The sequence below is a fragment of the Achromobacter sp. KK8 genome, from assembly GCF_054188005.1.
Genome location: NZ_CM135178.1, coordinates 2,568,231 through 2,590,494 on the forward strand (window position 1 = coordinate 2,568,231; position 22,264 = coordinate 2,590,494).

The 22,264-nt window shown below is 68.6% G+C and carries 21 protein-coding genes; 4 read left to right on the forward strand and 17 right to left on the reverse strand.

The window, feature by feature from the left end; all coding sequences use genetic code 11:
- Positions 1-32: 32 nt before the first annotated feature.
- Positions 33-932 carry an AEC family transporter gene (locus ACVN9Z_RS11935; RefSeq protein WP_370445608.1) on the reverse strand — a complete coding sequence of 300 codons (900 nt, stop codon included), beginning with the start codon at positions 930-932 and terminating at the stop codon, positions 33-35.
- A 244-nt stretch (positions 933-1,176) separates the two neighbouring features.
- On the opposite strand from ACVN9Z_RS11935, the gene ACVN9Z_RS11940 reads away from it, so the two are divergent.
- A complete protein-coding gene (locus ACVN9Z_RS11940) occupies positions 1,177-2,160 on the forward strand; it encodes a tripartite tricarboxylate transporter substrate binding protein BugE (protein WP_006388900.1) in 984 nt (327 codons plus the stop codon).
- A 102-nt stretch (positions 2,161-2,262) separates the two neighbouring features.
- Here ACVN9Z_RS11940 and ACVN9Z_RS11945 read toward each other — a convergent pair whose 3' ends face one another.
- On the reverse strand, positions 2,263-3,153 hold the full coding sequence (locus tag ACVN9Z_RS11945) for a LysR family transcriptional regulator (RefSeq protein WP_020925051.1): 891 nt from the start codon (positions 3,151-3,153) through the stop codon (positions 2,263-2,265).
- Positions 3,154-3,279: 126 nt separating this feature from the next.
- Here ACVN9Z_RS11945 and ggt point away from each other — a divergent pair, with 126 nt between their 5' ends.
- Positions 3,280-5,037 carry a gamma-glutamyltransferase gene (gene ggt, locus ACVN9Z_RS11950; protein ID WP_458213410.1) on the forward strand — a complete coding sequence of 586 codons (1,758 nt, stop codon included), beginning with the start codon at positions 3,280-3,282 and terminating at the stop codon, positions 5,035-5,037.
- Between the two features lie 80 nt (positions 5,038-5,117).
- Here ggt and ACVN9Z_RS11955 read toward each other — a convergent pair whose 3' ends face one another.
- The 4 genes from ACVN9Z_RS11955 to ACVN9Z_RS11970 all read right to left on the reverse strand — a co-directional run bounded on the left by ACVN9Z_RS11955 (position 5,118) and on the right by ACVN9Z_RS11970 (position 10,723).
- Positions 5,118-6,521: an APC family permease gene (locus tag ACVN9Z_RS11955; protein WP_047992591.1), complete on the reverse strand. Its 1,404-nt coding sequence runs from the start codon at positions 6,519-6,521 to the stop codon at positions 5,118-5,120.
- 320 nt (positions 6,522-6,841) lie between these two features.
- Positions 6,842-7,963, reverse strand: a complete 1,122-nt coding sequence (locus tag ACVN9Z_RS11960; protein WP_020925047.1) for a CaiB/BaiF CoA transferase family protein — start codon at positions 7,961-7,963, stop codon at positions 6,842-6,844.
- A 13-nt stretch (positions 7,964-7,976) separates the two neighbouring features.
- Positions 7,977-8,954, reverse strand: coding sequence for a Bug family tripartite tricarboxylate transporter substrate binding protein (locus tag ACVN9Z_RS11965; RefSeq protein ID WP_458213411.1), 978 nt, complete (start codon positions 8,952-8,954; stop codon positions 7,977-7,979).
- Between the two features lie 56 nt (positions 8,955-9,010).
- Complete coding sequence (locus tag ACVN9Z_RS11970; RefSeq protein ID WP_458213412.1) at positions 9,011-10,723, reverse strand: acyl-CoA dehydrogenase family protein; 1,713 nt, start codon at positions 10,721-10,723, stop codon at positions 9,011-9,013.
- Positions 10,724-10,864: 141 nt separating this feature from the next.
- Between ACVN9Z_RS11970 and ACVN9Z_RS11975 the strand changes: the two genes are divergently transcribed.
- Positions 10,865-11,755 (forward strand): LysR family transcriptional regulator, encoded by an 891-nt coding sequence (locus tag ACVN9Z_RS11975; protein WP_006388910.1) that lies wholly within the window; start codon positions 10,865-10,867, stop codon positions 11,753-11,755.
- Positions 11,756-11,796: 41 nt separating this feature from the next.
- Here the strand turns inward: ACVN9Z_RS11975 and ACVN9Z_RS11980 are convergent, their stop codons facing one another.
- The 6 genes from ACVN9Z_RS11980 to ACVN9Z_RS12005 are packed head-to-tail and all read right to left on the reverse strand — an operon-like array spanning position 11,797 to position 17,293.
- Positions 11,797-12,561: a fumarylacetoacetate hydrolase family protein gene (locus tag ACVN9Z_RS11980; RefSeq protein WP_049054001.1), complete on the reverse strand. Its 765-nt coding sequence runs from the start codon at positions 12,559-12,561 to the stop codon at positions 11,797-11,799.
- Positions 12,562-12,572: 11 nt separating this feature from the next.
- Positions 12,573-12,995 (reverse strand): nuclear transport factor 2 family protein, encoded by a 423-nt coding sequence (locus ACVN9Z_RS11985; protein WP_054484516.1) that lies wholly within the window; start codon positions 12,993-12,995, stop codon positions 12,573-12,575.
- Complete coding sequence (locus ACVN9Z_RS11990; RefSeq protein ID WP_054439510.1) at positions 12,992-14,149, reverse strand: alpha-hydroxy acid oxidase; 1,158 nt, start codon at positions 14,147-14,149, stop codon at positions 12,992-12,994. Before ACVN9Z_RS11990 ends, ACVN9Z_RS11985 begins: the two co-directional genes overlap by 4 nt.
- A 22-nt stretch (positions 14,150-14,171) precedes the next feature.
- Positions 14,172-15,152: a Bug family tripartite tricarboxylate transporter substrate binding protein gene (locus ACVN9Z_RS11995; RefSeq protein WP_006388918.1), complete on the reverse strand. Its 981-nt coding sequence runs from the start codon at positions 15,150-15,152 to the stop codon at positions 14,172-14,174.
- 23 nt (positions 15,153-15,175) lie between these two features.
- Positions 15,176-16,051 carry a TauD/TfdA dioxygenase family protein gene (locus ACVN9Z_RS12000; protein ID WP_049055537.1) on the reverse strand — a complete coding sequence of 292 codons (876 nt, stop codon included), beginning with the start codon at positions 16,049-16,051 and terminating at the stop codon, positions 15,176-15,178.
- 57 nt (positions 16,052-16,108) lie between these two features.
- Positions 16,109-17,293, reverse strand: coding sequence for an iron-containing alcohol dehydrogenase family protein (locus ACVN9Z_RS12005; RefSeq protein ID WP_076467690.1), 1,185 nt, complete (start codon positions 17,291-17,293; stop codon positions 16,109-16,111).
- A gap of 86 nt (positions 17,294-17,379) precedes the next feature.
- On the opposite strand from ACVN9Z_RS12005, the gene ACVN9Z_RS12010 reads away from it, so the two are divergent.
- Positions 17,380-18,285 carry a LysR family transcriptional regulator gene (locus ACVN9Z_RS12010; RefSeq protein ID WP_035183819.1) on the forward strand — a complete coding sequence of 302 codons (906 nt, stop codon included), beginning with the start codon at positions 17,380-17,382 and terminating at the stop codon, positions 18,283-18,285.
- Between the two features lie 28 nt (positions 18,286-18,313).
- Here ACVN9Z_RS12010 and purU read toward each other — a convergent pair whose 3' ends face one another.
- The 5 genes from purU to ACVN9Z_RS12035 form a co-directional block, all read right to left on the reverse strand.
- The gene (gene purU / locus ACVN9Z_RS12015) at positions 18,314-19,168 is read right to left on the reverse strand and encodes a formyltetrahydrofolate deformylase (RefSeq protein ID WP_006388922.1); all 855 of its coding nucleotides are present in this window, start codon (positions 19,166-19,168) and stop codon (positions 18,314-18,316) included.
- A gap of 3 nt (positions 19,169-19,171) precedes the next feature.
- The gene (locus tag ACVN9Z_RS12020) at positions 19,172-20,305 is read right to left on the reverse strand and encodes an NAD(P)/FAD-dependent oxidoreductase (protein WP_006388923.1); all 1,134 of its coding nucleotides are present in this window, start codon (positions 20,303-20,305) and stop codon (positions 19,172-19,174) included.
- Entirely contained in the window at positions 20,302-20,826 is a 525-nt protein-coding gene (locus ACVN9Z_RS12025) for a flavin reductase family protein (RefSeq protein ID WP_006388924.1), read from the reverse strand. The genes ACVN9Z_RS12020 and ACVN9Z_RS12025 overlap by 4 nt, the downstream gene beginning before the upstream one ends.
- A gap of 47 nt (positions 20,827-20,873) precedes the next feature.
- The gene (gene pdxH / locus ACVN9Z_RS12030; protein WP_006388925.1) at positions 20,874-21,503 is read right to left on the reverse strand and encodes a pyridoxamine 5'-phosphate oxidase; all 630 of its coding nucleotides are present in this window, start codon (positions 21,501-21,503) and stop codon (positions 20,874-20,876) included.
- A gap of 106 nt (positions 21,504-21,609) precedes the next feature.
- The gene (locus ACVN9Z_RS12035; RefSeq protein ID WP_006388926.1) at positions 21,610-22,263 is read right to left on the reverse strand and encodes a gamma-glutamylcyclotransferase; all 654 of its coding nucleotides are present in this window, start codon (positions 22,261-22,263) and stop codon (positions 21,610-21,612) included.
- Position 22,264: the final 1 nt, after the last annotated feature.

The window sequence follows — 22,264 nt, forward strand, 5'->3', positions numbered from 1 at the left end:
AGGTCCAGCAGCGCAACATGCCTCGAAACCCGCTAAGCATTCCCGGTCAACAACAACCAAGCAGGAATCGTCACCGCGGAAAACAACGTCCCCAGGGAAATGAGCACCGCCACCATTCTCCCATCGCCCCCCATCCGCATCGCCAACACATAAGCCGCCGAAGCCGTGGGCAACGCCGCGAACAGCAGCAGCATGCGCGCCTCCAGCGGCGCCAGCCCCAGCAATCTGGCTACGCCGAGCGCCACCAGCGGCAACGCCACCAGCTTCACCGCCAGCATCCACGCGATCAACCCGCCATAGCCCTTGCCGCCTTCCCATGCCAGGCTGGCGCCCACGCACAGGATCCCCAACGCGATCGCCGCCGCGCCCAGGCGGGCCAGCACCGTGTCCACCGGTCCCGGCAGGTGCAGTCCCGCGAGGTTGCACGCCAACCCCGCCAGCGTCGACACCACCAGCGGATTGCGCGCCAGCTCGCGCAGCAGATTGCCGCCGTTGTGGCGCGCCAGGCCGTACACCGCCGCCACGTTCGCCATCGGCACGGCGAAACCGATGATCAGCGCCATCACCGTCTGGCCCTGCGCGCCGCCCAGGCTGGCGGATAGGGCCAGTCCGATATAGGTGTTGAAGCGGAAGCCGCATTGCGCCGATGACGCCAGCCCCAGCGATGTGGGCCTGAGCGCCAGCCCCGCCAGCCACGACAAGGCCACCCCCGAGACGATCACCGCCGCCGTCGCCTGCAACAGTATTGCGGCGTTGCCGGCGCTGATCGGCGTGCGCAGGATGGATTGGAACAACAGGGCGGGGAACAGCACGAAGTACACCAGGCGCTCGGTGCCGGCGAAAAACTCGCGCGAGAAATTGAGTTTGTGGCGCAGCGCCCAACCCAGCGCGACCAGCATGAAATCAGGGAAAACGAGCAGTGCAACCGACATGGATAAGCTATTTTTTCTGGCGCGGGCGCGGGGGATCGGCTCGCTATGCGACTGTAAGCATTTGCTGCTATTCTCCGTCATTCTGGCGGGCGCGTGTGCCACAAGCAACCCATAACAGCACGGCTTTCAGCCCTGCACAACAAGCGATGTCCCGCCAACGCTAACTGCTGACTCGTCCACAGACGAGTGCGCCACAAGACGGTCCGTTCACACCCGGGCTCGCATATTTGGAGGAAACACACCAATGATTAAAGTTCGCTCCCTGGCCATCGCCATCGCGCTGGCTGCCGGCACGGTCGGCGCCTCGGTTGCCCATGCCGCCGACAAGTATCCCGACAAGCCGATCCGCGTCATCGTCCCGTTCGCGCCCGGCGGCTCCACCGACATCATCGCGCGCCTGGTGACGCAGCGCATGAGCCAGGAACTGGGCCAGCCCATGGTCGTCGAGAACAAGGGCGGCGCCGGCGGGGCCATCGGCGCGGCCGAAGCCGCGCGCGCCGCGCCGGACGGCTACACGCTGTCGATCGCCACGGTCTCGACCATGGCCGTCAACCCTGCGTGCCGCCCCAACGACCTGCCCTACGATCCGATCAAGGACTTCCAGCCGGTCACCAACTTCGCCAACACCGCCAACGTGGTCGCCGTGAATCCGAAGTTCCCGGCCAAGGACTTCAAGGGCTTCGTCGAGGAACTGAAGAAGAACCCGGGCAAGTACTCGTACGGCAGCTCGGGCACTTGCGGCGTGCTGCACCTGATGGGCGAATCGTTCAAGATGGCCACCGGCACCGACATCGTGCACGTGCCCTACAAGGGCTCGGGCCCGGCCGTGGCCGACGCCGTCGGCGGCCAGATCGAAATCATCTTCGACAACCTGCCGTCCTCGATGCCGCAGATCCAGGCGGGCAAGTTGAACGCCATGGCGATCGCCTGGCCGGAAGACATCGCTTCGCTCAAGGGCGTGCCGAACTTCAAGCAAGCCGGCTTCCCCGTGCTGAACCAGCCGGTCTGGTACGGCCTGCTGGCGCCCAAGGGCACCCCGATGGAAGTCGTGAACAAGCTGCGCGACGCCGCCGTCGTGGCCCTGAAGGACCCCAAGGTCATCAAGGCGCTGGACGACCAGGGCTCGGCGCCCTCGGGCAACACGCCGGAAGAGTTCGCCAAGGAAATCAAGGAACAGTACGACTGGGCGAAGGACGTCGTGAAGAAGCAGAACATCAAGCTGGATTGATGGCCTGACGGCGCGGGCTCCGGCCCGCCGCCGGCCTGGCAGAGAAGGCGCCCCGCGGGGCGCTTTTTTTTCTTTGCGCGCGGGGCCCGCGCCCAAGGGGCGTCAGCGTTCCAGCGCCGCCTGGCTTGCGTCGCAGGCCGCGCGCAACCGGTCGATCAGGTCTCGATGCACGGCCGTCAGCGGATCCTGGCTGCGCGTCAACACGCTGATCGGCACGCCCAGCGTGGGCGACAATCGCCGCAGGCGCATGTCGGGTCGCAGCATGGCCTGGGCCGTGATGGCGTCGACGATGGCGTCGCCGGCCCCGGCCTGCGCCAGCGCGCAGGCGACGTAGTGGGTCTGCACCCGGATCGCGGCGTGCGGGTCCACGCCCTGCGCGTCCAGCGCCATTTGGAGCAGGGCGCCGGCGGCGTCGCTGGCGTCCAGCAGGATCAGGTTGTCGCCTGCGACGTCGGCGAGCGCAAGCGGGCCGCCGGCGGGGCCGCGGCCCAGGTGCACCAGTTCGGTCTGGCCCAGTTCGGTGCGCGTCAGGCCGGGCGTCTCGCTGGTGTCGAAGGTCACCGCCAGGTCCAGCTCGCGCGTCAGCATGCCGCGCACCAGCTCGCTGCTGTGGTAGGTGTGGATATCGAAGGTCAGGCCGGGCTGCGCCTCGCGGCTGTCGCGCACCACGCCGGGCAGCAGGCCCAGGCCCAGCGCCGGCGCGCAGCCCAGCCGCAGGTGCGCGTGGGGCCGGTCGCGCAGGCTGGCGGCCAGCCTGCGCACGCTGTCCAGGTCCTGGTTCAGGCGCGCCACTTCGGGCGTGAGGATGTCGGCTTCGCGCGTGGCCACCAGACGGCCCTTGACGCGCTCGAACAGCTTGAAGCCCAGTTGCGACTCGGCGCTGGCCAGCAGCTTGCTGGCGGCCGGCTGGGTGATGTGCAGCGCCGCCGCGGCCTGGGTCAGGGAGCCGGTGCGGCGGATCGCTTCGAAGATCTCGATGTGGCGCAGGCGCATGATGCGAAGGGTGGGTCGGCGCAATCCCGCATTCTACGGCGCGACGGGGCACTGCGACAGCGGCGCGGGTCTTGTCTATCATGGACGTCCATGCCGGCCATCCGGCGCCATCCTGGAGCCCTTTCCATGCGCGTGTGTCGTTCCACCGCCGCTCTTTTGCTCGCCGCCGCGCTGGCCGCGGCGCCGTCCGCCTGGGCCCGTTCGCCGGTGGCCGCCGACGACCTGAATCCCGAGGCCGCCACCGGCAGCCAGGCCCGCAAGCTGGTGCGCGCTCCGCATTTCATGATGGTCGCGGCCAACCCCCTGGCCACCGCCGCCGGCGACGAGATGCTGCGGCGCGGCGGCAGCGTGGTGGATGCCGCCATCGCCACTCAGCTGGTGCTCAATCTGGTCGAACCGCAATCGTCGGGCATCGGCGGCGGCGCCTTCATGGTGGTGTATTCGGCCAAGGATCGCGCCATCGTGACCTACGATAGCCGCGAGACGGCGCCCGCCGCGGCGCGTCCCGACCGCTTCCTGGATGCCGACGGCAAGCCGCTGCCGTTCGCGCAGGCGGTCAACAACGGCATGGCGGTGGGCGTCCCGGGCCTGCTGCGCGGCCTGGAAATGGCGCACCAGCGCCAGGGAAAGCTGCCGTGGGCCGACCTGTTCCAGCCCGCGATCCGGCTGGCCGAGCAGGGTTTCGCCGTGTCGCCGCGCTTGCACAAGCTGCTGGCGGGCAACAAGGAATTGCCGCGCCAGCCGGCCGCCGCGGCCTATTTCTACGCGCCCGATGGTAGCGCCTGGCCCGTCGGCCACGTGCTGAAGAATCCCGCCTTCGCGGCCACGCTGCGGGCCGTGGCGCAGGGCGGCGCGGACGCTTTCTACCAGGGCGATATCGCCCGCGACATCGTGGCCGCGGTGCATGCGCATCCCAAGCCGGGCGACCTGACGCTGGCCGACCTGGCGGGCTACCAGGCGCGCCAGCGTGAACCGGTGTGCGGCGCCTATCGCGGCTACGAGCTGTGCGGCATGGGGCCGCCCAGCAGCGGCCCGATCGCGGTGCTGCAGATGCTGGGCGAACTGGAGCAATATCCGATCGGCGATTTCGCGCCTGGCAGCGTCGAAGCGGTGCATTATTTCGCCGAGGCCGGCCGGCTGGCGTTTGCCGACCGCGACTTCTACGTGGCCGACCCGGATTTCGTCCGCGTGCCGGTGCGCGCGATGCTGGATCCGGCGTATTTGCGCGCGCGCGGCGCGCTGATCCGGCCCGACCGCAGCATGAAGGTGGCGCTGCCCGGCGACCCCGAAGGCAAGTTGCTGTCGCTGGGGCGCGGCAACGCCCTGGAGCAACCTTCGACCAGCCATCTGGTGGCGGTGGACGCCGACGGCAATGCGCTGTCGATGACCACCACCATCGAGAACGAATTCGGCAGCAAGATTTTCGTGCGCGGCTTCCTGCTGAACAACGAGATGACGGACTTTTCGTCCTCGTTCAAGGATCCCGAAGGGCGGCTGGTGGCCAATCGCGTCGAACCCGGCAAGCGCCCGCGCAGCGCGATGGCGCCGATGATCGTGCTGCGCGACGGCAAGCCCTACCTGCTGGTGGGATCGCCGGGCGGCAGCGCCATCATCAACTACGTCGCCAAGACCATCGTGGCGGTGCTCGACTGGAAGCTCGACATCCAGGCCGCCGCGGCCTTGCCGAACCTGGGCAGCCGCAACAAGGAAACCGAACTGGAAAAGGGCACCGCGCTGGAGGCGCTGGCGCCGGCCCTGGAGCGCATGGGGCATCCGGTCAAGATCACCGATTTCCCCAGCGGCATCCATGGCATCGTGATCGACGCCGACGGCCTGCAGGGCGGGGTCGATCCGCGCCGCGAGGGTTTGGTGCAAGGCGGCTGAGGAGGATTCCCGGCGCGCCATCCGCCGTTCCCGCATGGGCCGGGGCAGGCCCCGCGCCAGGCAGGGCCTGGCGCGCCTTCCTATTCCAGCGCCGACGGATCCAGCCGCATCTTTTCCTCGCGGCTGCGTGCCAGGTAGGTCACGCCCCACATCACCACGCCCAGCAGCAGCAGCCAGCCGGCCACCTGGTACTGGATCACGTCGCGTCCGGTCAGCGGCGTCACCAGGAACAGGCAGGCGGCCGCGCCCAGCCACGGCACGATGCGGTTGATGCGGAAATGCTCGTGCTTGACCTGGTCGCGGCGCAGCACCAGCACCGCCACGTTGACGAAGGCGAACACGCCCAGCAGCAGCAGGGCGGTGGTGCCGCCCAGCGCGCGGATGGCTTCGGAATCGGCCAGCGCCACCAGGATGATCAGGCCGAACGCCAGCGCGGTGGTGAACAGGATCGCCGTCCACGGCGTCTGGTTGCGGCGATGCACGTGGGCCAGGAAGGCCGGCAGCACGCCCTGGCGCGACATGCCGTACAGCAGGCGGCTGGCCATCATCATGTTGATGAGCGCGGAGTTGGCGACGGCGAACATAGAGATCACCGGCATGATGTATTCCACTGGCAGGCCGGGCGCGGCGCGCTTGACCACCAGCACCAGCGGCGTGCTGCTGCCGGCCAGTTCGCCCACCGGCACCAGCGCCACCGCGCAGATCGACACCAGCACGTAGATCACCGCCGTCAGCCCCAGGCCGGTCAGCATCACCTTGGGAAAGATGCGGCTGGGGTTGTGGGTTTCCTCGGCCATGTTGACGGAGTCCTCGAAGCCGACCATGGCAAAGAAAGCCAACGCGGTGGCCGAGGTGACGGCCAGGAACACGCTCTTGTCTTCCGGCGTGTCGAAGGCGATGACGCGCGAGAAGTCGGCCTGGCCTTCCGACATGGCGTAAAAGCCCAGCAGGATCACCATCAGCAGGCCGGACAGTTCGATCAGCGTCAGCACCACGTTGGCGCGCACGCTTTCGGACGCGCCGCGCAGGTTCACCAGCATCACCAGCGCCATGAATCCCAGCGCGCCCATGGTGATCCAGGTCTTGCTGGCCTCGATGCCGAAGGCGGCGAACAGATTGGCCGCGAAGGCCTGCGACGCGGTCGCGGCCGAGGTCAGGCCCGAGCACATCACCGTGAAGCAGACGATAAAGGTCAGGAAGTGCAGGCCGAACGCCTTGTGCACGTAGAGCGCGGCGCCCGCCGCTTTCGGATACTTGGTCACCAGTTCCAGGTAGGACAGCGCGGTCAGCAGCGCCACGCCGAAGGCCACCAGGAACGGCAGCCAGGCCGCGCCGCCGACTTCCTTGGCGACCTGTCCGGTCAGGGCGTAGACCCCGGTGCCCAGGATGTCGCCGACGATGAAGAGCAGCAGCAGCTTGGGGCCCATCACCCGCTTGAGCGCGGCGTTCTGTTGCGGATCGCCGCTGGGGGCGTTCGTAGCCATAGTCTTTCTCCTTGTTCTCGTTCGATGGGGAGTCGCGCCAGGGCAACGTCGAGGGAGCGGGCATGCAGCGCGGGTATCGCCGCGCATCGCTCCCTCGGTGCCCGCCATGAAGGGCGGGCCGGTGTGATGGGAAAAGTCTAAATCGGCCGGGAGGCGGGCAATGCAACAGTCATGCAACGAATTGTCTGTGCATGCAAGACATGCAAGCGGGTGTAGGGAATGGCGGCAATCGCCGGCGCGGCTCCTGGTTAGGCAGGCATGAAAAGGCCCGCGCAAGGCGGGCAGGGCGGCGCATGGGGCGAGCGCTGATGCCGCGGCCGCTATGGCTGGGGCGGCGCCAGATCGGGCGGCAGGCGGCGCAGCGTGGCGGGCGTGCGCGACAGTTTGATGGGCGAGCCGACGCCGCGATAGTCGCCCTGTTCCAGCACCATGCCGCGATGGCGCGTGTGCGGATGCGCCAGCGCCTGGTCCACCGTCTGCACGGCCGCGGCCGGCACGCCGGCGCGCAGCAGGCGGTCGGCCAGGGCCGCCGCCTCGTGATGTGCGAGCAGGGCCGACAGGTCTTCGCGCAGGGCCTGGCGATGCGCCAGCCGGTCGGCGTTGGCGGCATAGCGCGGGTCCGCGGCCAGCGCTGGCGCTTCCAGCACTTGCGCCAGCTGCGCGAACTGGCGGTTGTTGCCGACCGCCAGGAAGATCGGGCCGCTGGCGGTGGGCAGGGTCTCGTAGGGCGCGATGTTGGGATGCGCGTTGCCGCTGCGGCCCGGCGTCTTGCCGCTGTAGAAGTAATTGGGCGCGTGCGGATGCAGCAGCGACAGCGCGCAGTCGTACAGCGTGATGTCGAGGAACTGGCCCAGCCCGCTGCGCGCGCGCTCGTTCAGCGCCAGCAGGATCGCCACCGCCGCGTTCAGGCCCGTCACCATGTCCACCACCGGCAGGCCGACGCGGGTGGCGTCGCCGTCGGCTTCGCCGTTCACGCTCATCAGCCCGCACATGGCCTGCGCGCAGGCGTCATAGCCGGGCAGGCCGCCCAGCGGGCCGTCGGCGCCGAAGCCGCTGACGCGGCAGTGGATCAGTTTCGGGAAGCGTTCTTTCAAGGTGTCGTAGCCAAGCCCCCACTTCTCCAGCGTGCCCGGCTTGAAGTTCTCGACCAGCACGTCGGCATCGGCCAGCAGGTGGCGCAGCAGTTCCTGGCCGGCCGCCTGCGACAGGTCCAGCGTCATGCCGCGCTTGTTGCGGTTGACGCCGACGAAGTACGACGCGGTATCGCCCAGGAACGGCGGACCCCAGCCGCGCGTTTCGTCGCCGCCGGGCGGTTCGATCTTGAGCACGTCGGCGCCGTGGTCGGCCAGGATCTGGGTGCAGTAAGGACCGCCCAGCACGCGCGACAGGTCGATCACTTTGCAGCCGGCCAGGGCGCCGGCGTCGGGGAGCTTGGGAGCCATGAAGCCTCTGCGGTCAGTCGATGGAAACGTTGGCGCTCTTGATGAGCGTGCGCCACTTGGGCACTTCGGTCGTGATGAAGCGGGACAGCCCCTGCGGCGTCTGGTCCTGGGCGCGCACGATGCCCTGGTTGCGCAGGGTCTGTTCGATCGCGGGGTCCGACAGCGCGGCCTGGAATGCCTGGTTCAGCCTGGCCACGGTCTCGGTCGGCGTGGTCTTGGGCGCGACGATGCCGAAGAACACGCTGACGTCGTAGCCGGACAGCCCTTGTTCGGACAGCGTCGGCAGGTCGGGCAGGGCCTCGGAGCGCTGCGCGCTGGCCAGGCCGATGGCGCGCAGCTTGCCGGCCTTGATGTACGGCAGCGCCGTCAGGATGTCGGTGAACGACATCGACACCTGGCCGCCCAGCAGGTCGTTGAGCGCCGGCCCGGTGCCCTTGTAGGGAATGTGCATGATGCGCGTGCCGGCCATCTGGTTGAACAGGATGCCGGCCAGGTGCGACGACGCGCCGTTGCCGGACGAGGCGTAGCTGAGCTTGTCCGGGTTCTTTTTGGCGTAGGCGATCAGTTCCTGCGCGTTGGTGGCCGGCACCGAGGGGTTCACCACCAGGATGTTGGGCAGGTGGCCGATGCGGATGATGGGGGCGAAGCTGGTCTCGGGGTTGTAGCCCTGGTTCTTGTACAGGCTGACGTTGATGGCCAGCGGTCCGGAGGTGCCGAACAGGATGGTGTAGCCGTCCGGCTTGGCGGCGGCCACGTATTCGGAGCCGATGTTGCCGCCGGCGCCGGCGCGGCTCTCGACGATGACGGTCTGGCCCAGCGGCTGCTTGAGCTTTTCGGCCAGGCGGCGCGCCAGGGCGTCGGTCGGGCCGCCGGGCGGGAACGGCACCACCAGCGTGACCGGCCGCGACGGATAGGCGTCGGCGGCCAGCGCGGCGGGCGCGGCGGCGATGGCGGCGACCGCCAGCAGCAAAGGGGTGAACAGGCGTTTCATGGTTGTCTCCAGTGGTGGACGCGCCGGCTGTGCCGCCGGCGTCGTGGTGCGCCAGGCTACAGCGCGTGTTGCAGGATGCCGCGGCAGGCGGCGCTTTCGTCGGCGGGAATCGCGTATGGGTCGCGCGGGGCCAGGCGATGTTGCAGCACCTGGTCGGCCAGCAGGGCGCGGCTGGCCAGGCCGTCGCCGACGGCTTCCCAGCGCAGCGCCGCCATCGATACCGCGTGGTACAGCAGCGAGGCGGCCTGCCGCGCCAGTTCGGCGCGGTCGCCCTGCGCGGCATGTTCGGCCAGCGCATAGGTCCGTTCCAGCGCGTCGGCCTGGGTGGCGGCGAGCGCCGGCGGGCAGGGCAGGCCTTCGGCCAGCAACTGGTCGACATGCCGGCGCAGCGCGGGCAGCGAGCCCTCTTTCCTGATGGCGCGCAGCACGTCCAGCGCCACGATGTTGCTGGTGCCTTCCCAGATCGAGCCCAGGTGCGCGTCGCGCACCAGGCGCGGCTCGGTCCATTCCTCGATGTAGCCGCAGCCGCCGCGCACTTCCATGGCGTCGCCGGTGACCTTGCGCGCATCGCGGCAGGCGCGGAACTTGATCAGCGGCGTCAGGATGCGCGCCAGCGCCGGATCGCCCCGGCCCTGGTCGGCGTCGGCCAGCGCGCGGGCGGTCTGGAACATGACGCTGCGGGCCTGCTCGGCCCATACCGTCATCTTCACCAGCTGGCGCTGCATCAGCGGCATGTCGATCAGGCGCTTGCCGAACGCGCGGCGGTGTTGCGAGACGTAGGTGGCCTCGGTGACGGCGCGGCGCATCAGGCCGGCCGCCCGCATGCCGTTGGACAGGCGCGAGTTGTTGATCATGTCGGCCATGTGCTTGAAGCCCTTGCCGCGCTCGCCCACCAGCCACGCCACCGCGCCTTCCAGGCGGATTTCGCCGCTGGCCATGGAACGGGTGCCGAGCTTGTCCTTCAGGCGCAGGATGCGGTAGTGGTTGTGCGTGCCGTCGGCCAGGTCGCGCGGCAGCAGGAACAGCGACACGCCCTTCAGGCCGGGCTCGCTTTCGCTGCGCGCCAGCACCATGGCGAAGCCGGCGTCGGGGTTGGAGCAGAACCACTTGTCGCCGTGGATGCGCCAGCTGCCGTCGTCCTGGCGCGTGGCCGTGACCTCGGTGGCGCTGACGTCCGAGCCGGCGCCCTGTTCGGTCATGAACATGGCGCCCTGGCGCAGGGCATCGAAATCCTGGCTGGTGACCTGCGGCAGCACCCGTTCGACCAGCGCCGGGTCGCCGAACTTGCGCAGCGTGCGCGCCAGCGAGTCGGTCATGCTGACCGGGCAGCACAGGCCGAATTCAGCCTGTACGAACAGGTGGCTGAGCGCGTACTTGGCGGCGGCGGGCATCGGCTCGGGCCAGCCCAGCACGCCGCCGCGATGCGACAGCGCCGCCAGGCCGAATTCGCTGTAGGCCAGGCGTTCCAGCTCGACATAGGCGGGATGCTTGTCGATGCGTGACTCGTCGGCGCCGGCGCGGCTGCGCACCGACAGGGTGGGCGGATGCTTGTCGGCGGTGGCCGCCAGTTCGTCCATCACGCCGCCCGCCAGTTCGCCCAGGCGGTCCAGGTGCGGCAGCAGGTGCGCGTGCAGCGCCGCGGGCAGATAGCGCCGGGCCAGAGGCGCGGCGTACGGATCGGCGCGGAACAGGTTCAGGCCGCGCGCGTCCGGGACGGGCGTGGCGGTGGCGCGGGTGGGGGCGACGGGGGGCTGGGCGGGGGTATCCATGGCGGCATCCTGCGCAAAAGGGGAGTTTCCGGCATGGTGCGATGATGGATTAATCTATACAAATACCGTTTTTGTGTAGACCTATCCAATAAAAATATGGATCTCGGGTGCCGCCGGCAGGCGCGCCCCGGGAGGAGACCGATGGACCTGGATCCGCGCTTGTTGCGCTATTTCATCGCCGTGGCCGAAGAACGCCATTTCAGCCGCGCCGCCGCGCGCCTGCACATTTCCCAGCCGCCCTTGAGCTACGCCATCCGCCAGCTCGAGGACAACGTCGGCGCGCGCCTGCTGGCGCGCACCAGCCGCCACGTCGAACTGACCGCCGCCGGCCAGGTGCTGTACCGCGAGGCCCTGACGCTGCTGCGCCAGGCCGAGGACGTGCGCATGCTGGTGCAGCGGGTCGACGCCGGCCTGCGCGGCCGGTTGCGCATCGGCTTCGTGGGGTCGATGCTGTACCGCGGCCTGCCGGCGCTGCTGGAGTCCATGCGGGCCGAACTGCCGGACGTCGAGCACGTGCTGACCGAATTGAATTCGCACGACCAGATCGAGGCGGTGCGGCGCGGCGAACAGGACCTGGGCTTCATCCATGCCAACCCGGTGCCGGCCGGCGTGGCGGCGCGCGATCTGTTGGCCGAACCCTTCGTGGTGTGCCTGCCGCAAAGCCATGCGCTGGCCGGGCGGCGTTCGTTGGCGTTGGCGGACCTGGCCGGCGATGATTTCGTGTTCTTCGCCCGCGCCGCCTCGCCGAGCTATTACGAGACTGTGCTGTCGCTGTGCGTGGGGGCGGGCTTCATGCCCGTGGTCCGCCACGAGGTGCGCCACTGGCTCAGCGTGGCTTCGCTGGTGTCGCAGGGCCTGGGCGTGTCGATCGTGCCGTCGTGCCTGTCGCGCAGCGGCCTGGCGGGCACCCGGTTCATCGCGTTCGAGCACCAGGCGCGCTCGGTCAGCCAGGTGATCTGGCCGCAAGAGGGCCGGTCGCCGCTGCAGGAAAAGGCGCTGGCGCTGGTCGAGCGCCAGTTCCCCGCGGGCTGAACGGGCGTCCGGGTGTTGTCTCCTGACCGGCCCGCCTGAAATCAGTCCGGCAGCCGAGCGAAGCGGTTGGTGAGCGTGCCCAAACCCGTCAGCGTCACGTCGACTACGTCGCCGTCGCGCAGGTCGGGCGAATGGCCGTCGGTGCCCATCCACAGGATGTCGCCGGGCTGCAAGGTGAGGTAGCGGCTCATCGTGCTGATGAAGGTATCCACGCCGAACAGCATGTCGCCGGTGCCGAAGCGGGTGCTCTCGCGGCCGTTGACGCTGACCACCGTCTCCATGCGCGCCAGGTCCGGGTCGGTCTCGATCCAGGGCCCCATCGGCTTGAAGGTGTCGGTGTTCTTGGAGCGCCAGAAAGTGCGGTCGGACGCCTGCCAATCGCGCGCGCTGACGTCGTTGCCGATGGTGTAGCCGAGGATGCCGGCGCGCACCTCGTCGGGCCGCACGTGCTTCATGCGCTTGCCGATCACCACCACCAGTTCGCCCTCGTAGTGCACGCGGTTGGCGTCGGCCGGCATCAGCACGTCCTGTCCATGCGCCAGCAGCGCGTTGTTGGCGCGGTAGCCGACGTCGGGCTGGGTGGGAATGTTCTTGCCCTCGGTGCCGATGTGCTGGACATAGTTCAGGCCGACACAATAGAAGGTCGGTGGAATCACCGGCACTTCGATCCGCACGTCGGCCAGGCGCAGCGATTCGTTGCGCTTTTCATGGCCGTTGAACGGGTCGCCGCGCACCGGCGTGATGCGGTCGTCATCGAGGATGCCGTAGAACGTTTCGCCGTCGTGGGTGCAGCGTATCCATTTCATGGTGGGTTCCTTCAGGCCGCCTGGGCGGAAAAACTGGGTTCGTCATTGGCCATGCGGGCGATGAGCCATTCGCCGTCGCGGCGCGCCAGTTCGACGCGCAGGGTGCGGATGGTGTCCACGCCCGCCAGCGGCGCCGGGCCGGACAGCGGGCTGCCGCTGTCATGCCGCACCACCAGCATGTAGCCGCGCAGCGCGCAGTGGTCCGCGCTCCAGGCGTGCGCCGCCAGGTTGCAGATCAGGTGATGGATGCGCTGGGTCGCGGAGCGGCGCGCCAGCGCCGCCAGCACGGCGTCGCGGCCCGCCAGCGTCTGGCCCTGGCGCAGCCAGACGCCGTCGGGAGCGAGGCGCCGCACCAGGTCGTCGTAGCGGCTTTCATCCAGGTCGCGAAAGAACGCCATGACCTGGTTGTGGCAGAGGGACAGGGTGTCGCTCATGGGGATGTCATCCTCAGCATGGTTTCATCGATGGCGGCCAGCGTGTCCGCGCCGCACAGTTGCATGGTGCGCGCCAGCTCGTCGCGCAATATCTCCAGCGCCTTGCAGGCGCCGGGGTGACCGCCCGCCAGCACGCCGTAGAGCGTGGCGCGGCCGGTCAACACACCGGCCGCGCCCAGCGCCAGCGCCTTGAAGATGTCGCTGCCGCGCCGCACGCCGCCGTCCAGCAGCACCGGCACCCGGCCGCGCGCGGCGGCGATCACTTCCGGCAAGGCGGCCAGCGTCGCGATGCCGGTGTCGAGCTGCCGGCCGCCGTGGTTGGAGACGACCAGCGCGTCGGCGCCGATAGCGACGATGGCGTCCACGTCCAGGGCATTGACCACGCCCTTGACGATGAGCTTGCCCTGCCAGCCTTCGCGCAGCCGCGCCAGGTCGTCGAGCTTGAACGCCGGATCGTAGTTGCGGCCGGCGACGGATTTCATGGCCTTGCGGTCCGTGGCGACCCGCGCCAGCCCCGCCAGGCTGGGCATGGCCGGCGGCCGCCGCAGCAGCATGTCCAGCGACCAGGCGGGCTTGCGCGCGAACTGGAAGAAGTTGCGCGGGTTGATCTTCATGGGAAACGCCAGGCCGTGCGCCAGGTCGCGTTCGCGCTTGCCGCCTACCGGCAGATCCACCGTGATCATCAGCGCCTCGTAGCCGGCGGCCCCGGCGCGCCGGATCAGGTCGGCGAGCCGGGCCTTGTCCTGCAGGATGTAGGCCTGGAACCAGAGCCGTCCGGGCGCCCGGTCGGCGATCTCCTCGATCGACGCGGTGGCGGACGTGGACAGGGTGTAGGGAATCCCGGCCTGGGCGGCGGCGCGCGCCAGCGCCACGTCGCCGCCGCGCCAGCCGAAGCCCACAGCGCCCGTGGGCGCGATGGCGCAGGGCAGGGCGGCGGGGGCGCCGACAAGCATCGCCGTGGCATCCACCCGCGAGACATCGCGCAGCACCCGCGGCGCCAGCCGCAGGCGCTGGAACGCGCCGGCGTTCTCGCGCAGCGTGATCTCGTCCTCGGCGCCGCCGTCGAAGAAGTCGAACACCGGCCGCGGCAGGCGCGCCCGGGCCGCGAGCCGCAGGCGCTCGATGGAATAGCAATCATCCAGCCGGGCGGTCATTGCATGCTGCTCCGATGGACCATCATTCGCCTTTGACATTGCCTTTCTTGATCACGTCGGCCCAGCGCTTGCGGTCCTGCACCAGGAATTGGCTGAACTGTTGCGGCGTGCCGCCGTCGGCCAGGGCGCCGAGCGAGGCAAGCTGTTGCCGCACCGCCGGATCGGCCAGAGCCTCGTTGGCGGCCCGGTTCAGCTTGTCGACGATGGCCTTGGGCGTGGCGGGCGGCGCCAGCATGCCTACCCAGGTGGCGGCTTCGTCGAAGCCGGGATAGCCCAGGCTTTCGAGCGTCGGCACGCCGGGGAAGTCGGGCTGCGGCTCGCGCGTGCCGATGGCCAGCACGCGCAACTGCTTCTGCGCCACGTAGTTGGCGATGCCGACGCTGGGATAGAACATGAACGAAATGCGGCCCGCCAGCATTTCCTGCAGGGCCGGCCCGTTGCCCTTGAAGGGCACGTGCATCATGCGCGCGCCGGTCATGTTGGCCAGCATCTCGGCCGTCAGGTGCGCCGACCCGCCGATGCCCGACGAGCCGAAGGTGAGCTTGTCCGGACTGGCCTTGGCCGCGGCCACCAGCTCCTGCATGGTCTTGTAGGGCGAGCCATAGCTGGTCACCACCACCATGGGCAGCTTGGCGAAGTTGCCGACGGGCGTGAAATCCTTGACCGCGTCATAGTTGTAGCGCTCGGGGTACAGCAACGGATTCACGTTCAGCGTGAGCGAGGTCACCAGCACCTTGTAGCCGTCGGGTTCGGCGCGCATCACGTCGTTGGCGGCGATGGACGCGCTGGCCCCCGGCTTGTTCTCCACCACGATCGAGGTATTCAGGCTCTCGGACATGCGCTTGGCGAGAATGCGCGCGATCACGTCGGTCGGCCCGCCGGCGGCGTAGCCGACTTCCATGCGGATCGGCCGCGACGGGTAGTCGTCGGCCAGGGCGGGCGCGGCAACGCCCGCGCCGATCAGCGCGGCGCACAGCAGCGTGGTCCATTTTTTTGTGTTCATGATGTCTCCTCCTTGTGTTGGTATCAGTATTGGTCCGGGAAGTACCGGTCCGCCATGACCTGGCAGCGCTTGATCAGGCGCGGCTCGTCCGGCCGGTAGTCGGCCACGGCGTTATGGATGGTTCCCATGTTGTCCCACATCAGCACATCGCCTTCCTGCCACTGGTGGCGATAGCGGTACTTCTCCTGCAGCTGGTGCCTGAACAGGAAGTCCAGCACCTCGGCGCTGCGCGCCTCGGGCAATTCGTTGATCCTGACGGAATAGCCGGGGTTGGCGTACAGCACCTTGCGGCCCGTGATCGGATGCGTCAGGAAAACGGGGTGCGACACCGGTGGCTTGCGGCGCTTCTGCTCCTCGGTCAACGGGGGCCGGGTGCTGCCTTTTTCCCGCCGCATCATTTCCCAGAACTTGTTGAAGTCGTGGGTGATGGTCATGCCGTCCAGCTCGTCCTTCAATGCCTGCGGCAGGTCGTCATAGGCGGCGTGCATGTTGCAGAACTCGGTGTTGCCCAGCGACTTGCCGTCGCGCATCGGGATGCGGATGCCGTACAGCACGTTGCTGAAGGCGATGGTTCGGCTGTAGGACATGTCGGTGTGCCAGTCCTGGCCGGCGTCGCTCAGGCCCACCGGCTTGCCGTTCTCCACCATGTTCGACAGGATCATCACTTCCGGCAGGCCGGGCTCGAAGTACATGTTGGCGACGTTCACTTCCAGCGTGCCGAAGCGCTCGGCGAACGCCTTCAGGTGCCGCGCCTCCAGCGCCTGTTTCGGGAAGCTGACCACGCCATGCCGGCCCAGCGCCGCCTCGATGGCGCGATAGTCGGCGTCGGCCAGGGGGCGGGCCAGGTCGATATCCAGGATGCGGGCGCCCAACGGGCCTTCGCCAGCAACGATTTTCATGATCTCTCCGTTTTCGGGATGGGCAAGGCCAGGGACGGCCTTGCGGGGATGCCAGGGCTAGAAAGCGGCCCGCAGAATTCCTGAGGCCTCGGCTTCGGATACCGGCCGGGGATTGAGCGCCAGCCCTCGTTCGGTCAGGACGTCGCGGGCCATGGCGCCGAGCGCCTCGCGTGCCACGCCAAGTTCCGACAGCCGCGCGGGCATGGCGTGGCGCCGCTGGATGTCCCGCACCCAGGCCGACAGCGTGACGTGCGGCCGGCGCGCCCGCTGGTTGATTGCGTCGAGCGCCGGCCGCAGCGCGTCGGCCGCTGCCGCTTCGTTGAACGCCAGCGCATGCGGCAGGATCACGCTGTTGACCGCGCCATGCGACAACCGCTGGCGCGACGCCACGACATGGCAGATGGCGTGATGCAGGCAGCTGCGCGCCATCGACAGGGCCAGCCCGGCCAGATGCGCCGCTTGCAGGATCGCGCCGCGCTCGTCGCCAGCGGCGAGGCTGTCGCCGTCGAGGGCGCTGTCGAACAGCCGGATCGCCTGCACGGCGATGCAATCGGACACGGGCGATCGTCCCCGCGAATACAGGGCCTCCAGCGCGTGGGCGATGCCGTTCATGGCGCTGTCGCGCAGCAGCGCGACGGGTTGGTCCGCGCTCAGGCGCGGATCGATCAGCAGGGTCGCCGCGGCCACCCCGCGGTTCCAGAACATCAGCTTGTGGCCGTCTTGCCGGCGCACGCCGAACGACGACGTGGTTTCCGCGCCCGAGGCGGTCGTGGGGATGCCGATGATCGGCAGCTGCGGTCGGACACGGCGCGGAATGCGCACCGTGGCGGGCGGTTCGAAGGTGGTGACGTGGTCGGCCAGCCGGCCGCCTTCGGCCAGCAGCAGCGCCAGGGCCTTGGCGCTGTCGGCCACGCTGCCGCCGCCGATGGCGATCAGGCTGTCCGCGCCGAATGTCCGCACTTTTTCGGCCATTGTTTCCACAATGTCGACACTGGAGTGCCGCGGGACTGCCGGAAGCCGCAGGTGATCGAGTCCGCTCCAACAGGCGGACAGGGTCTCGAAAGCGGCGGATCGCGCCATCGCCTCCTGTGCCAGGATCGCCGGCCGGAAACAGCCTAGCGCGTCCAGTTCCTTTAATATCAAGGCCGATACGCCATCACCGAAACAGACATGGGTGCCGAACAGGTGGTAGTCGAAAGCGGCGGCGCTGGCGGCGGCAGTGGGGGGACGTTCTTGGCTCATGCGGCCAGTATAGAGAGACCGATCGCCCTGAAAAATCACCAAAAAAGGAAATCGTTTTTTCCTTTTTGGAAACACACGAGTTGGAAATGAACGTCATCGATTGCCTGGAAGTCTTCGTCGAAGTCGGCAAGAGCCTGAGTTTCTCCAAGGCGGCGGAAAGCCTGGCGTCGAGCCGCTCGGCGGTCACCAAGAAGATCGCCTGGCTCGAAGCGCACTTCGAAGTGCAACTGCTCAACCGCAATACCAAGCACGTCAGCCTGACCGAGAGCGGCCGCCTGCTGCTGGAAAACGCCGATACACTGGCGCTGAGCCTGATGAACCTGAAGGAGCTGGTGCAGGGGCCGGTGCTGACCGCCAGCGGCCGCATCCGCATCGGCACGCCGCCGTCGTTCGGCACCGTGCACATGGTGCCGGCGATCCAGGACTTCCTGGCGCGCTATCCCGCGATCAAGGTGTCGCTGCTGATCGATGACGGCCGTGGCGACCTGATCGCCGAAAATCTGGACCTGTCCGTGCGCATTGCGCCGCGGCTGAAGGATTCCAACCAGATCGCCTACAAGATCACGCTGGTGCCGCAAGTGGTGGTGGCGACGCGCGACTATCTGGCCCGCCACGGTCGGCCGGGGAAGCCGCAGGACCTGGAACGGCACAACTGCCTGGTGCACAGCCTGAAGGCGCCCACCGGGCAATGGAGCTTCACCGACGCCCAGTCGAACACCCACGTGGTGCGGGTGGCGGGCTCGTTCAATTCGAACCTCGGGGAAGCGCTGATGAACATGACCAAGCGCGGCGGCGGGGTGTCGATGCACCCGCGCTACATGGTCGAACAGGACATTGCCGATGGCGCGCTGGAAGTGCTGCTGCCGGGCTACGAGCCGCAGGGGCTGGACATCCACGCGGTCGTGCAGACCCGCCGCAACCAGCCCGACAAGGTCAGGCTGGTCGTGGAACACCTGCGCAACTGGTTCAAGGACGCCGACTGGAAGCGCTGAGCGCGCGCCAGCGGATGCCGGTGCTGTCCTAGCGGAACACCACGGTCTTGTTGCGGTTCAGCAGGATGCGGTGCTCGACGTGGCTGCGCACGGCGCGCGACAGCACCAGCGATTCGATGTCGCTGCCGACCTGGGTCAGGTCCTGCGCCGTCATGGTGTGGTCGACGCGCTCGATGTCCTGGTCGATGATCGGGCCTTCGTCCAGGTCCGAGGTGACGAAGTGGGCGGTGGCGCCGATGATCTTCACGCCGCGCGCATGCGCCTGGTGGTACGGGCGGGCGCCCTTGAAGCTGGGCAGGAAGCTGTGGTGGATGTTGATGGCGCGGCCGTTCAGCGCGCGGCACATGTCGGCCGACAGGATCTGCATGTAGCGCGCCAGCACCACCAGGTCGATCTCGTAGCGGTCCACCAGCGCCAGCACCTGGCGTTCCTGTTCGGCCTTGGTGTCGGGCGTGACGGGCAGGTGGTGGAACGGGATGCCATAGGACGCGGCCAGGCTGGCGTAGTCGTTGTGGTTCGAGACGATGGCGGCCACTTCGGCATGCAGCTGGCCGCTGTGCACGCGGAACAGCAGGTCGTTCAGGCAATGGCCCTGCTTGCTGACCATGATCAGCAGGCGTTCCTTGCGGCGGGCGTCATGCAGCTGCAACTCCATGCCGTACTCGGCCGCCATCTCGTCCAGGCGGGCGCGCAGCGCGTCCGGAGCCGCGCCGGCCGGCAGGTCGAAGTGCACCCGCAGGAAGAAGCGGCCGGTCTCCTCGTCGCCAAACTGCTGCGAATCGAGGATGTTGCAACCCGATTCGAACAACAGGCCGCTGACGCGGAAGACGATGCCGGTGCGGTCGGGGCAGGACAGGGTCAGGATGTAGTCGTTGTGCTGCATTGTTCAGGGAAAGGAAGGAGAGGAAGCGTCGTCGGCCAGGCGCGCCAGGGTTTCTTCCGCCAGCGCCAGGCTGGAAGTCAGTCCGGGCGATTCTATGCCAAACAGGTTCACCAGGCCGGACACGCCATGCGTGGCCGGGCCGGCGATGACGAAATCGGCGGCCGGCTCGTGCGGACCGGAGATCTTGGGGCGGATGCCGGTATAGCCAGGCGCCAGGGCGTCGTCCGGCAGGGCCGGCCAGTAGCTGCGCACGGCGGCGTAGAAGACCTCGGCGCGGGCCGGGTCGATGGTGTAGTCCTCGGTGCCGACCCATTCGGTGTCGGGGCCGAACTTGGCCTGGCCGCCCATGTCGAGCGTCAGGTGCACGCCCAGGCCGGCGTGTTGCGGCACGGGGTAGATCAGGCGCGAGAACGGCGCGCGGCCGGACAGCGTGAAATAGCTGCCCTTGCACAGGTAGTCGGTGGGGATGCTGGCGGCCGGCACGCCTTCGATGCGGCGCGCCAGCGCCGGGGCCTGCAGGCCGGCGGAATTGATCAGCACGTTGCAGCTCAGGCTCATGGCCTCGTCGCCGCCGAACTGCAGGTCGAAGCCGCCTTCGGGGCGCACCCGGCCGGACACCAGCGGGGTGTGGAACACGCACTGGGCGCCGGCGTTCTCGGCATCGCCCTGGTAGGCCAGCATCAACGCGTGGCTGTCGACGATGCCGGTGGACGGCGACACCAGCGCCGCCGTGCAGCGCAGCGCCGGTTCCAGCCGCATGGCGTCTTCGCCGGAAATGAACTGCAGATCGTCCACGCCGTTGGCGCGGGCGCGCTGCGCGATGCCTTCGAGCTGCGCGGCCTGCTCGGTGCTGGTGGCCACGATCAGCTTGCCCAGCCGCTTGTGCGGAATGCCGCGTTCGGCGCAATAGGCGTACAGCAGGTGCTTGCCGCGCACGCACAGGCGGGCCTTGAGGCTGCCCGCGGGGTAATAGATGCCGGCGTGGATCACTTCGGAATTGCGCGAGCTGGTGCCGGTGCCGATGGCCTCGGTGGCCTCGGCCACCAGCACCTCGCGGCCCGACTGGGCCAGGGCGCGGGCGATGGCCAGGCCGACCACGCCCGCGCCGATGACGACGCAATCGATGTCGGCGCTCATGACTTCCTGCCCTCTGCACGGGCGCCGGCGGGCGTCAGGTCGAAACCGCCGGCGTGGAAGACCAGCGGCGGCTCGCCGCTATGTCCGCAACGTTCGACTTCTCCCACCATGATGACGTGATCTCCCTCGACATAGCGGCTGCGGTTGTGGCATTCGAACCAGGCGGCGCAATGGCCGTCCAGCATCGGCGTGCCGCCGGGCGCGTGGTGCACGGTCAGGCCGGCATAGCGGTCCGGCGTCTTGCCGGTGGCGAAGCGCCGCGCCAGCGCGATCTGGTCGGCGCTCAATACATTGACCACGTAGCGCTGGCACTGCTCGAAGGCGGCCAGCGACGAGGAATTGCGCGACAGGCTCCACAGCACCAGCGGCGGATTCAGGGACACCGAGTTGAACGAGCTGACCGTCAGGCCGATGGGGGCGCCATCGAGGTCGGCGGTGGTCACGACCGTGACGCCGGTGGCGTAGCGGCCGAGTGCGGTGCGGAAGAAGGCTGCGTCGAAATCAGGGGAGGAGGCTGGCATGCAATTGATAGATGGGGCGGGCGCCGCGGGAGCGGCGCCCGGCGGCGTCAGGGCGACAGGCGTTCGATCTTCCAGCCCTGGCCGTCGGCGACGTAGCGCAGGCGGTCGTGCAGGCGCGAGGGCCGGCCTTGCCAGAATTCCATCGCGGTGGGCTTGAGGCGGTAGCCGCCCCAGTGCGGCGGGCGCGGCGGCTGGTCGCCGTAGCGGGCGCGGAACTCCTGCTCGCGGGCTTCGAGTTCGGCGCGGGTGATGGGCTGGCTCTGGCGCGAGGCCCAGGCGCCGATGCGCGAACCGGCCGGGCGGCTGTGGTAGTAGGCGTCCGACTCTTCGGCCGGCACTTTTTCCACCACGCCCTCGATGCGCACCTGGCGCTCGAGCGGCTGCCAGAAGAACAGCAGGCAAGCGCGCGGCTCGGCCAGCAGGTCGGTGCCCTTGCGCGACTCGTAATTGGTGAAGAACGTGAAACCTTGCTCGTCGAAGCCCTTGATCAGGACGATGCGGGCACTGGGCTGGCCGTTGGCGTCGACCGTGGCCAGGGTCATGGCGTTGGGCTCGGGCACCTTGGCGGCCAGGGCCTCGTCGAACCAGCGGGTGAACTGCTCGAACGGGGACGCGGCGGCGTCGCTTTCCAGCAGCACGTTCTTTTCGTAGCTTTGACGCAGATCGGAGACAGACATGGGACGTTTGATTCAGCGTTGATAACAAGCAGTTTATACCGCCGAAGAAACGCTCCCCTCATTGACCCCGCGCAGGGCCCGGGCAAGTTTTTGCGCCAGGGGCGCCTCAGGCGCCTTCGGGCAGCGCGTGGCTGTCCTGTTCCAGGCGCCGGGCGATGGCGTCCAGGCGGGCATCGTGGATGCCGGCGGCGCGCAGGGCCTGGGCGGTCTGCACCACGTAGTCGGTGCAGGGGCCATAGCGGCCGGCGGCGCGGCGCACGATGGCCAGCAGCTCGGCCTCGGGCAGGGCGCGGATGTAGGCCGGGTTGTCCCGGTTCATGATGAAGACCAGGGCGCGGACCGGGCCGGCCTCGGTGCTGCAATTGATCCAGCGGGGCAGGTAGGCGCCGGTGGACATCTCGCGGTCCCACAGGGCGGGGAAATAGGTCGGCACCTGGTTGCCGGCCAGGCGGTAGACCACGCCGCGGCAGGAGCCGCCACGGTCCAGCCCAAACACCAGGCCGGGGCATTCCGGCGTGCCGCGGTTGACCCGCGACCACAGGCACAGCGCGCGGTGATGGCCGCGCAGGGTGGCCAGGCGGCGTTCCTCGAAGTCGAAGTCGGGGCGCCAGATCAGTGATCCGTACCCATATACCCAGACGTCTTCCCCGTCCCGCCAATGCTGCAAGGCCGCCTGCAGCGATGCCTGCCGCTCTTCGGGGGTCCACAGGCGAAAAGGCAGGCTGGCGCCGGCCACGGGAGGAGAAGACTGCATGTTCACG